This window comes from Aggregatilinea sp., from assembly GCF_036822615.1.
Lineage (GTDB): Bacteria > Chloroflexota > Anaerolineae > Aggregatilineales > Aggregatilineaceae > Aggregatilinea.
Window position 1 is genome coordinate 1 of sequence record NZ_DAISHJ010000148.1, and the last position, 11,316, is coordinate 11,316.

Annotated in this window: 9 protein-coding genes; 6 read left to right on the forward strand and 3 right to left on the reverse strand. The window is 62.9% G+C overall.

What is annotated here, in order from left to right:
- Positions 1-1,100, forward strand: a 1,100-nt coding sequence (locus tag V7116_RS23475; protein ID WP_324394424.1) for a WD40 repeat domain-containing protein, incomplete at its 5' end; no start/stop codon positions are given.
- Between the two features lie 191 nt (positions 1,101-1,291).
- On the opposite strand, the gene V7116_RS23480 is transcribed toward V7116_RS23475, so the two are convergent.
- A complete protein-coding gene (locus V7116_RS23480; RefSeq protein ID WP_324394425.1) occupies positions 1,292-2,518 on the reverse strand; it encodes a hypothetical protein in 1,227 nt (408 codons plus the stop codon).
- Between the two features lie 448 nt (positions 2,519-2,966).
- Positions 2,967-4,085, reverse strand: coding sequence for an SH3 domain-containing protein (locus V7116_RS23485; protein ID WP_324394426.1), 1,119 nt, complete (start codon positions 4,083-4,085; stop codon positions 2,967-2,969).
- A 228-nt stretch (positions 4,086-4,313) separates the two neighbouring features.
- Here V7116_RS23485 and V7116_RS23490 point away from each other — a divergent pair, with 228 nt between their 5' ends.
- The 5 genes from V7116_RS23490 (at position 4,314) to V7116_RS23510 (ending at position 9,889) form a co-directional block, all read left to right on the forward strand.
- Positions 4,314-5,354 (forward strand): tetratricopeptide repeat protein, encoded by a 1,041-nt coding sequence (locus V7116_RS23490; RefSeq protein ID WP_324394427.1) that lies wholly within the window; start codon positions 4,314-4,316, stop codon positions 5,352-5,354.
- Positions 5,347-5,985: a 3-hexulose-6-phosphate synthase gene (hxlA, locus tag V7116_RS23495; protein ID WP_324394428.1), complete on the forward strand. Its 639-nt coding sequence runs from the start codon at positions 5,347-5,349 to the stop codon at positions 5,983-5,985. The genes V7116_RS23490 and hxlA overlap by 8 nt, the downstream gene beginning before the upstream one ends.
- A complete protein-coding gene (hxlB, locus tag V7116_RS23500) occupies positions 5,982-6,545 on the forward strand; it encodes a 6-phospho-3-hexuloisomerase (protein WP_324394429.1) in 564 nt (187 codons plus the stop codon). Before hxlA ends, hxlB begins: the two co-directional genes overlap by 4 nt.
- Before the next feature lie 149 nt (positions 6,546-6,694).
- Entirely contained in the window at positions 6,695-8,995 is a 2,301-nt protein-coding gene (locus V7116_RS23505; RefSeq protein ID WP_324394430.1) for a PAS domain-containing protein, read from the forward strand.
- Between the two features lie 138 nt (positions 8,996-9,133).
- Positions 9,134-9,889, forward strand: a complete 756-nt coding sequence (locus tag V7116_RS23510; RefSeq protein ID WP_324394431.1) for a glycosyltransferase — start codon at positions 9,134-9,136, stop codon at positions 9,887-9,889.
- A gap of 293 nt (positions 9,890-10,182) precedes the next feature.
- Here V7116_RS23510 and V7116_RS23515 read toward each other — a convergent pair.
- Positions 10,183-11,316: hypothetical protein (locus V7116_RS23515; RefSeq protein ID WP_324394432.1), on the reverse strand; the 1,134-nt coding region annotated here is incomplete at its 5' end.

Here is an 11,316-nt window from a genome sequence, read left to right on the forward strand (position 1 = left end):
ACACCGAAGTCCGCACGCTGGGCCGCGGCATGGTCCGCAGCGCCGCGTGGAGTCCGCAGGGTGACGTCATCGCGGTCGGCGGCGTGGTCGGCATCTGGCTCTACGCGCCGGACCTCTCAGACCTGGGGCTGCTCAAGGGCCACACCAAAGCGGTCTACGGCCTCGCCTTCAACCCGGACGGATCGCGTCTGGCGAGCGTCAGCCATGACATGACCGTGCGCGTGTGGGACGTCGCCGCGCAGCAGGAGTTGTTCACGCTGGAGGGGCACACCGGGCTGACCGTCGCGGTGGCGTGGCATCCCACCGAGTCGCTCATCATCAGCGGCAGCTATGACGGCACGATCCGCTTCTGGGATCCGGCGACCGGGGCCGCGCTGCGCCAGATCGACACGGGCAGTTGGGTCAACGCGCTGGCCTTCAGCCCCGACGGATCGCAGATCGCCAGCGCGCAGGAGGATGGCACGGTGCGCCTGTGGGACACGGCCACCGGCGATCCGGTCGCGGTGCTGGACGGGCATACGGATGTGGCGACCTCGGTCGCGTGGGGTGCGGACGGCGGCACGGTGATCAGCACCGGGCGCGACGCGCAGGCGATCACCTGGGATGCCGCCAGCGGCGACGTCACGCACGCGGAGGACATCACGCTCGGCCCGCCCGCGGGCATGGCGACCAGTCCCGATGGCAGCCGCGCGATCGTGGCGTCCTGGGACGGCAGCGTGACCATCCGTGACGCGGCTACTGGGGAGACGCTCGCGGCCCGCGACGAGCACATGGACTGGATCACGGCCCTGTCCTGGGACGCGGACGGCACGATCCGCAGCGACGGCCTGGACGACGTGATCCGCACCTGGGACGCGGCGGGTGAATTTCTCGGCGCGGTGGCGGGCGCGATGCCGGACACGCCCGACACGGTGGCCCGTCCCGATGGCGCGCGCGTCGCGGTGGAGAGTCCCGCGGGCGTGACCATCACCGACGCGGCCACGGGCGACGTGATCGCGGTGCTGCCGGGGCAGGCGATCACCGCCGCGTGGAGTCCCGACGGGCGGCAGCTTGCCGTGGCGATGATGAACGGCACGATCAAGATTTGGGCCGACGCCTGATCGCGTTCCGCGCGTTTTTCGCCCGCCCCTGATCCGCGCTCTGCCGGGGTGTAACGAACTCGCCCGGCTCTTGCTTTTCTCTTGCGTGGGGGAAGGGGGGCCGCATTTAAACGCTGCCGTGCAGCAAAAAGCCCCTTGCCGGGTCTCCGGCAGGGGCTTTGTCGTTCGGAGAAACGGGACGCCGTCGCGTGTTAGCCCGGCTCGCCCATCAGGTAGTTGTAGAACGCCTGATTGACCCACAGATCCCAGGTCGTGACCTCGGCGTCGGGGTACGCCTGCGCGAACGCATCCGCGACCGTCTCGGAATTTTCCGCCAGCGAGAACGACTGGATGTACACTTCGCTGCCGATGGCGACGTTGTTCTTCACCTGGATGTAGTCGGGCAGTTCGACGCGCGCGCTGTAGAGCGGCTGCCACCACGATCCGAGCAGCAGGCCCGGCTGATCCTGCTCGTTCTTCTTCGCGTAGGCCTTGATCACGCTGTCGAAGCGGTCCATTTCTTCTTTGCTCTCGAATTCGAGCGACAGGTCATATTCCTTCGCGTAGGCGATGCCGTTGCCATCGTCCAGCGGCTCGACCTGGAATTCAGGGCTGGTCGTGGGTTCGCCCCATTCCGCCAGATACAGGTACGCGGAGGTCTTCGGTTCGAGCAGCACTTTCGCCACGATGCCCTCGCTGCGCAGCAGGCCGATGAGCTGGATCGCGTGGTTGATGTTGCTGTGCCCGTAAACGAGCGTCAGGTCGGGGTCGAAGCGCGCGTTGAGCGCCGAGCGCTTGACGTTGTAGCCGGTGATCACGCCCTCGACGATCAGGTCGTTGGCGGGCTCCTGGAATTCCGGCATGAGCACCTGGTCGAACGAGTTCCACGCGAAGATCACCTTGTTGTAGATGTCGTCGTCGCTGGACGCGCCCAGGTAGTGCTTGTACTGGCCGGTGAACACCAGCGTCTTGTAGACGAGGTAGTTCGCGCCGTCGGCGGTCAGGTCGGCTTGCAGGTCGATGCCCGCGCACGCGGCGTCGAGCAGCCCCGCGTCCACGGCGGCGGCGAGTTCCTGCTGGCGTGCTTCGGGAAGATCGCTCGCGTTCCAGCCATCGAGCGCGGCGGTCACTTTATCCGCCGGGTAGGTGTAGCCCAGTTCGTCGATGTTGACGTAATATACGTCGGTGAGCAGCGCTTCGAGGAAGGTCAGCCCATCCGCGTCGATGTCGGCGGGCACGTCCGTCTCGCCTGCGATCCCGGCCAGCGCGGCGTCGAACCCGGCCTGATCGACCGTATCCGCAAACGCGTAACCGTAATCTTGCAGGAACTTGAGATCGGTGCTGGCGAAACAAGAACTGTCGTCGCTTTGCGCGTAGATCGGAAGGGTGGGAAGCAGCATCGCAAGGATCATGAAGCAAACGAGCATTTTCTTTGACACGTGGTGTGCTCTTTCTGTGTACCTGCCCAGAGGCAGCGAACCCAACCTGTCCCTCATTCTATCACCGGGCCGTTTTTGGTCCTAGCGATGGAGGCGGCAGAAGTACCGTTAATTTGAACAAAGTAACGCTGACTGTTGCATGCGCTAAGCCGCGTATTACAACGTTGGCCTGCTTGATTCCGCCGCTTCTGGACCTTCGCCCGCTTCTCCGGTACGATCAGGCGCGCTAAAAAGTACGTTTTGAGATGGTAATGCACTGGCCCGGCTGAGAGATCCGTTTTCTCGCTGATCCGCTGACCCCCGCGATCCGTAGGGGCGGGGCTTACTCCTTTTCGCGACAGACTTTTGCTCAACTACAGTCGAACGCGGTTGGGGACAAAAAAGCCCCTGCAATGGGCCAAATTTGTTTCATTTGTCATTACAGGGGCTGGAGTTTCTTCTGATTTAGCTACTGGCCGAGATACTCCCATGTCCCGCAGTCTTCAAACTCAACCTCATAGTCACTCGGGTAGATGTAGATAGCACCGCCTGCTTGGCCATAGTGATTCGCATTGATTTCTTGGTACTCATCAGTAGTCTGCCAGTAACAGCTACTGCCCTTTCCCTGAGAACGCCACCGGCCCGGTGCAATTTCGACCCCTACAGTATAAAACCCATCACCTTTTGGTTCAGTTGCATCCGCGCTTAGGACTTTCTCGCGACCCTCAACATATACCCATGTCCCGCAGTCATCAAAATGGATCTGATAGTCTGATTCCTGAACGGTTACAGTACCACCAGCATTTCCATAACTGTTATCCTCGATTTCACCGTACTGATCAAGTCGTTCCCAGTAACATCCACTCCCCTTGCCGGTTGATTCCCACTTTCCCGGTAGGATATCGATGCCAACCAAGTAGTATCCATTGCCTTTAGGCTGAACCATCTCCCCTAAAGCTTCATATGTTGCCGTAAGAGCAGCATCGGGTGTTGGCATAGGCGGTAAGGGAGTGTTGGTAGGTGCTGGCGATGGAGTCAGTGTTGGTAAGCTGCCAACATTGGCATCTGGCGGTAGTACAACGAGGGGGCTATAGATGTAGCCGAGTATCTGGGATTCTGACCATTGAATTAAGAACCATTCTCCTTCTTGTAGCAAAATCATGAAATCTTCATTTGGTCGGATTGAACCAACTACTTGACATTCGGTCGAGGGGCATTCGCGGATGTTAGCATTCTGATTGGTCGCCAGTTTTGCAGTAATCGTATTCTCGCCACTTTGACCATTGGATGCCGTAGCGGTCAAAGCCTGATTGAAACTGTTTTGAACCGAGGCGTTAAACTGTGCCGTCGCGGTTAAGCTGTTCGGCTCAGCTTCACCAAGCTGAGCTTGTGCAGTAGCGGTTTGCTGAAAATACCCCTGCACTATCGCATCTATTGTCATTTGCTGTTCTGTGGGATTTGAGGGCCCACTCTGAGCGTAAATGCTGGTTGGTAGGGTTATTAGGATAGCTGCGAATACAAACAGAATGGAAAGAATTAAAGCAACTTGCCGCATTAAATCGAACCTTTCTAGAATGACGAACTTCAACTACAGATAATCTACTTTATAGTTCTTATTACAATCAACTCTAAATGAGGTGTGAAATAGAAAAGCACTTCTTGTTTTGAGGAAGGTAAATCATATATCTTGGGGCGTGTTTCCCCTTTTTTCCTTCATGTTGCTCCTTGTTGTCTCAGGTCGCTTCTGGACCTTCGCCCGCTTCTCCGGTACGATCAGGTGCGATATAGAGGCGCGTTTTAAGAATTGGGGCGACGCATGGCAGAGTTCCGCATTGGGCGGTGGCAGATCGGGTGGTTCGAGGCGGCGCTGCTGATCGCGGCGGGCATCGGGATCGGGCTGGCGGCGACGGGCAGCATCGAAGCGGTGGGGCTGATCCTGCTGCTGGTGCTGATCTACTTCGCGTGGATGGCGCGGGGCGTGTTGATTCAGGCGGAGCGCTTCCGTCCGGTCGAGCCGCCGCGCACCTGGATGATCACGCTGGTGGCGAATCTGCTGCTGATGGCGCTGGGCATCGGTTCATTTGGCTGGTATCTCTCCGGCGTAGGGATGAGAGTCGCGGGGCCGTTCCTGGCGTTCGTGGCGGGCACGATGGCGCTGCGCTGGTGGCGGCGCGGCGTGGTGAAGAAACTCTATGCGTGGCGCGTTCCGGCGCTGCGGCTGCTGCAAACCGGCGACTACAAGGGGCTGGTGCGCCAGCTCGAACCTGAAGCGACGGCGGGCAGCGGTCACCCCGATAAGCTGGCGATGGTTGCGCTGGCATACATCGAGCTGAATAAGTGGCAGCGCGCGGACGATCTGTTAGCGCGGGCGAAGGCCCTCGCGCCCGATTACGCCTCGGTGAACGGCGCGCTCGGTTCGCTGCGGCGGCATCAGGCGCGCTATGCGGAAGCGGTGGTCGCCATCCGCGAGGCGCTGCGCTTCGAGGAAAGCAGCAGCTCGCGCTACTACCTGGGCCTGTGTCAGTACCTCGCGGGCGACAGCCGCGAAGCGGAGCGTACGCTGCGCGCCGTGATCGATATCCCCGATCTCGTCCGGCAGGGGCAGGTCTACGGCGCATATGTGCTGGGCAAGATCACGCAGGAACGCGACGACGAAGCCGAGGCGCGTGTCTGGTTCGACCGTATGGCGGAAGGCGGCCTGAAGGTGATCCCCACGCTGGAGGAGGAGGCCCGCCGCCACAAGCAGACGCCCTACGGCGAGACGCTCAAGGATCACGTGCGCGACATGCAGCGTATCATTGCGCGCCGCCCCCTGCGCGATATGCCACAGGTGGAAGAGAACGCCGCCAATGCCTGATGTCCGGCTTCAGCTCGCCCTGGACGGCACGCTCGATGCGGCGCGATCCGTGCTGGCGGTCGTGCACCCCTACGTGGACGTGATCGAGATCGGCACGCCACTGATCTTCCGCGAGGGGATCGCGGCGGTGCGCTGGGCGCGTGACGCGTATCCGGGCAAAGCGGTCCTGGCCGATCTGAAGATCATGGACGCGGGCGACGAAGAAGCGAGCATCGCGTTTGAAGCGGGCGCGGCCTGGGTGACGGTGCTGGGCGCGGCGGCGGATGCCACCATCAGCGGGGCGGTGCGCGCGGCCCGGCGCGGTGGGGGCCGCGTCATGGCCGATCTCGTTCAGGTGGCCGATCCGGTGGGTCGGGGCCGCGATCTGCTGGCGTTGGGCTGTGACGTTTTGTGCGTGCACACCGCCTACGATATGCAGGGCGCGGGCCATTCCCCGCTGGCGGCGTTGCGCGCGCTGCGCGATCGCCTGCCCGAAGCGCCCCTCGCGGCGGCGGGCGGCATTACCCCGCAAACGATAGACGACCTGTTGAGCCTCCGCCCGGCGATCGTGGTCGTGGGCGGGGCCGTGACACGCTCGCACGATCCCGCGCAGGTGGCGCGGGCGCTGCGCGAAAGGATCGATGTCTCATGATAACCTTTGCGGATCTGGTAGACAGCGCGCTGGGCGATCTTCGCGCCGCGTTGGGGTCGATCCAGGACGAGCAGCTTGCGACCCTGCGCGCGATGATCCTGGACGCGCCGCGCGTGTTCCTGGCGGGCAAGGGCCGCTCCGGGTTGGTCATGCGCGGCTTTGGTATGCGCCTGATGCACCTCGGCCTGCATGCTTACGTCGTCGATGACGTGACGACCCCCGGCATCGGTGCGGACGATTTGCTGCTGATCGGCTCCGGGTCGGGACGCACGCCGTCACTCGTGCGCTACGCCGAAATTGCCACGGCGCAGGGCGCGCCCATCGCCCTGTTCACCATTGCCGACCAGTCCCCGGTCCGTGACTATGCCGCGCTCACGATCCGCATCCCGGCCCATTCGCCCAAGCTCGCGGATGGCGGCGGCGTCAGCACCACGCTGCCGATGGGGTCCCTGTTCGAGAGCGCGCTGAATTTGCTGCTCGATCTGGTCACGGTGCAGTTGATGGACGAGATGAACGTCGAGGAGCCGGAGATGTACGCGCGCCACGCCAATCTGGAATAAGCGCCCGCTGCGAATTCGCGTTTTCTTCACAAATTTTTACCTCAAAAGCTGTGTAACAGCGCGCCGACGCTGCTATATTTGATCCATATACGGCCACGGACAGCGTCCTTCCTGGCTGTGCTATTTTTGCCCGGCTGGTGGGGGCCAAAATGGAAGACCAAAATTTATTCCTTCTTGTCCTGACTCGAAGTTCACCGATTGCGCAAACCGTACAGCAGCACCTTGAACGTGCCACGGGATCCGCGTGGCGCGTGCTGCCCGCACGCTCCGGTCCCAACGCGCTCGACACGCTCGACGCGTCGTTTCATGCCGTGCTGCTCGACCTGACTGATGGCGGTGCGCCCGAAAATTGGCGCGCGCTGATCGCCTGGGCGCGCCATGTGCCGGTGATCGCGCTGGTGGAGCGGGGCGCGCGCGAGAAGGCGCTGAACGCGATCCGCGCGGGCGCGCAGGACGTGGTGATGGGTCCCCTGGACGAAGTGACCGATCTCGCGTTCGTGCTGGAAAAAGCCGTCCTGCGCTGCGAAGCGGACGCCGCCGAAAACGAGCACGAGCAGGAAGCCCCCACGCCCCAGCGGCAGCTGTTCCGCGAGCTGGCCGAATCGCTGCCGCAGTTGGTCTGGCGCGCGCTGCCCGATGGCACCGTGGACTACTACAACCGCCGCTATGCCGAGTTTGCCGGGCTGGAAAAACAGGAGGACGGCACGTGGCAGTGGCGGGCGGTTTTGCACCCCGACGACGAGCAGCCAACCGCCGAAGCATGGCAGCGCGCCGTCGCAACCGGGCAGCCCTACGAGATCGAACACCGCGCCCTCCGCGCCGGGGGAGAATATCGCTGGCAGTTGAGCCGGGCGTTCCCCGTGCGGGACGACCAGGGCAACGTTGTGCGCTGGTACGGCACCGCGACCGACATCCACGATCAGAAGCTGGCCGAGCAGGCCGCCCGCGACAGCCGCACGCTGATTCAACAGCAGCTTGCCGAAATTGAAGCCATCTACGACACGGCCCCTGTCGGCCTGTGTTTTCTGGACACGAACCTGCGTTACGTGCGTGTCAACGGGCGTCTGGCCGAGATGAACGGGGTCCCCGTCGCTCAGCATATGGGCCGTACGGTGTACGAGATCGTGCCCGAGGTCGCGGACATGGCCGCGCCGCTGATCCGCCGCGTGATCGATACCGGCGAGCCGATCTTGCGCCTGGAGCTGGTCGGCAAGACGCCCGCGCAGCCCGGCGTGACTCGCGCGTGGGAAGAGAGCTTTCTGCCGCTCAAAAACGGCAGCGGGCAGGTGATCGGTGTCAACATCGTCGCGGAAGAAATCACCGAGCGCAAGCAGGCCGATGAGCGCCTCCAGCACTACGGCCTGCTGATCCGGCACGTGTGGGACGCCATCCTGTCGGTGGATCGGGAATACCGCATCCAGAGCTGGAATCACGCCGCCGAAGTGATCTACGGCTGGACGGCTGAAGAGGTGCAGGGCAAGGTGCTGTTTGATGTGCTGCAATCCCGCTACCCCAGCAGGGAGTACGACGATGTGATCCGGCAGCTTGAGTCGCAGGGCTTCTGGCACGGCGAGGTCATCCACACGCGCAAGGACGGCACGACGATTTACGCGCTGGCGTCCAAGACCATGCTCTATGACGAGAAGGGCGAGCGCATCGGCATGGTGGCCGTCAACCACGACATCACCGAGCGCAAACAGGCCGAGGCCCGCATCCGGGAGCTGAACGCGGACCTCGAAAGGCGCGTTCAGGAGCGCACCGCCCAGCTCGTGGATCTCAACCAGGAGATCGAGTCGTTCAGTTACAGCGTGTCGCACGACCTGCGAACGCCGCTGCGCGCGTTGGACGGCTTCAGCCAGGTGCTGCTCGAAGATTATCACGATGTACTGGACGAAGAAGCGCAGTTCCTGCTGGGCCGGATCAGGGCGGCCAGCCAGCGCATGAGCCACCTGATCGACGATCTGCTCAAGCTGTCGCGCCTGACGCGCGCCGAGATCCGCCACGATCAGATCAATTTGAGCGATCTCGCGTGGGAAATCGTGGACGATTTACAGCGCGACAACACGCATCGACAGGTCGAGATCACCATCCAGCCGGATCTGACGGCGGTCGGTGATGCGCACCTGTTAGGCATTCTGCTGGAGAACCTGTTCGGGAACGCCTGGAAGTTCACTCGCATGCGCGATCCGGCCCGCATCGAGTTTGGCTGCCAGGACGAAGACGGGCGCAGCGTCTATTTCGTGCGCGACAACGGCGTGGGCTTCAACAGCGCCTATTCGGGAAAATTGTTCACCGCGTTCCAGCGCCTGCACTCCGAATCGGAGTTCGAGGGCACCGGCATCGGTCTGGCGACCGTCAAGCGCATCGTGCACCGCCACGATGGAAAGGTCTGGGCCGAAGGGGCAGTGGACCAGGGCGCGACGTTTTATTTTACGCTGGCCGAGCGGTAAACAGGCCCCGCCACGGGGACTTTAACCGCTCCGCCGCAGGTTGCGGATTGAAAGGACGGGCGAATCGGGGGAGAATGGGGGCCGCGCCTGCGGGCGCACTGCATGGCTGTTGAGTAATTGCCCGTTGAGGAGAAACGTATGCAGGATGCTCCCGTTTACCTGTCCGTGGTGATCCCTGCCTACAAGGAAGTCGATAACATCACGCGCGGCGCGCTGGATGCGGTGTGGACCTATCTGGCCGGGCAGTCCTATTCGTGGGAAGTGTTGATCGTCGATGACGGCTCGCCGGATCAAACGGCGGATCTGGCCGAAGCGTTCGTGAACGCGCACGAGGGATTCCGCGTCTTGCGCGAGCCGCACCGGGGCAAGGGCGGCACGGTGATCGCCGGGATGCTGGCCGCGCAGGGCACGATCGTGCTGTTCGCGGACATGGATCAGGCCACGCCCCTGCGCGAAGTGGAAAAGCTGCTGCCGTGTTTCGACGCGGGCTACGACGGCGTGATCGGCTCTCGCAGCGGGCGCAAAGGCGCGCCGCTGGTGCGTAAGGTGATGGCGCACGGCTTCCGGCTGCTGCGCGCGGTGATCTTGCGGCTGCCCTACCACGATACGCAGTGCGGATTCAAGGCATTCCGGGGCGCGGTCGTGCCGGATATCTTCGGGCGGATGCAGATCTTCAACGAGCGGTCTCGGGCGCAGGGCGCGGCGGTGACGGCGGGCTTCGACCTCGAAGTGCTGTATATCGCACGCAAGCTGGGGCTGAAGGTGGCCGAGATCCCGGTCGAGTGGCACCACCAGGGCACGACGCGCGTCCACCCGATCAAGGACTCGTGGCACGGCCTGCTGGATCTGCTGCGCGTGCGGATCAACGCCTTCGCGGGCCGCTATTCGGTCTGACTTCCCGCGCTGTGTTCCGATCTTTGCTCTCGTCGGGGCAATGCTGCGCTGCGTAACCTGAATTCGGGTATGTAGAAGTGCCGGGCGGGTTAAAAACCCGCCCCTACAAAACCCGGGGAGACGGTTTGTCTCCCCTCTCCAATCCGATTGGAGAAGGGCCGGGGGTGAGGTTTCTACGGTAACCGGATTAACCTGCTAAACCGCATTCCTCGCCCGTTTTTTCTTCCCGTCCCCGCTTTTTTCTTTGCTCTTGTTCTTGCTCTGAACTAAAAACAATAACTTGCAACTTATCACTACAACGGGCATAAATCCGTCGGCGTATACGTCCGGTTATTCGTGCCGTAGCGGTTCATCACGCTGAGCGTATTCGCTGCTCCCGCGCTGATCGCCTGTGCGCACGCCGCGTGCGCATCGCCCGTCGCACGGAAATTGTCCATGAACGCCGCGCCCATCTGCGCGAAGCCGTTCCCCGTGCCGCCCGGTGGATTTTCCGCTTGCAGCGTGTTGAACCAGTCCTCGGCGCGCGCGTTGCCCAACGACGCGTACAGGATCACGATGCGGAAGGCCGCGTACGCGCGCAGCGCCTCGTACTCGCCGGACACGTTCCACGTCAGCAGGTCGTCGTTTTCGCGCACATCGTCGTAGGCATAGATCGCGTCGCGCGTGCTGCCCGCGCGGGCCAGATCGTCGGCGGCGTAGATCGCGTGGATGCGGTACAACCCGCCCTGATCGTCGCGCCGCGCCAGCACATATTCCGTCCCGTCCCAGTCCCAGGTGTCGAGCACGGCGTGCGGCGGGCCGCTTTGTGTCGTGCCGGGCGGGTTGATCTGCGCGGTGAGTTCCAGCACGCCGTCGCCCTCCACGTCCGCGATCCCGATCCGCCCGTTGATGGCGATGATCTGCCCGTTGTTCAACTCCTGAAACGTGCCCAGCAGCGCGTTCCAGGTGAGGATCTTGGCTTCTTTGTAGCAGCTTGCGCCGTTGCACGTTTCCGTCTGGTAAACCAGCTCGTTGCGCACGTCGGTGTTCATATCGCCCACGCGCAGCATTTGCGGCAGCGCGACGCTGGCGTTATAGGCCGTCGAATACAGCAGCCGGTAGCCGCCCGAATCGCACCCGTAGACGAACATCTGGCCCGCGTTGAGCAGCGCCTCGGGGTTGTACGCGGCGGGATTGTACGCCGTGACGATCACTTCGAGCGTGCCGTCGCCGGTCAGGTCTGTGTCCGCCTGCACTATGCCGCCCCGGTCGGTGATCGCGCCCCAGTTGCGCAGCGTCGCTTCGAGCACGGTGGGCGATCCGCCTGCCGACAGGAACCGCGCGATCAGCGCGCTCGTGTCGTTGAAGTTGGCGGGGCGCTGCGGCGGGGTAGGGACGCCGGGCGCGGGGCACTCGCTGGGCTGGTAGTTCGGCCCGGCGGCGGGCGC

What these genes read in the sequence shown, in the direction of transcription:
- V7116_RS23490 (WP_324394427.1), top strand. Translation starts at nt 4,314, where the DNA reads ATGGCAGAGTTCCGCATTGGGCGGTGGCAGATCGGGTGGTTCGAGGCG.
- hxlA (WP_324394428.1), top strand. Translation starts at nt 5,347, where the DNA reads ATGCCTGATGTCCGGCTTCAGCTCGCCCTGGACGGCACGCTCGATGCG.
- hxlB (WP_324394429.1), top strand. Translation starts at nt 5,982, where the DNA reads ATGATAACCTTTGCGGATCTGGTAGACAGCGCGCTGGGCGATCTTCGC.
- V7116_RS23505 (WP_324394430.1), top strand. Translation starts at nt 6,695, where the DNA reads ATGGAAGACCAAAATTTATTCCTTCTTGTCCTGACTCGAAGTTCACCG.
- V7116_RS23510 (WP_324394431.1), top strand. Translation starts at nt 9,134, where the DNA reads ATGCAGGATGCTCCCGTTTACCTGTCCGTGGTGATCCCTGCCTACAAG.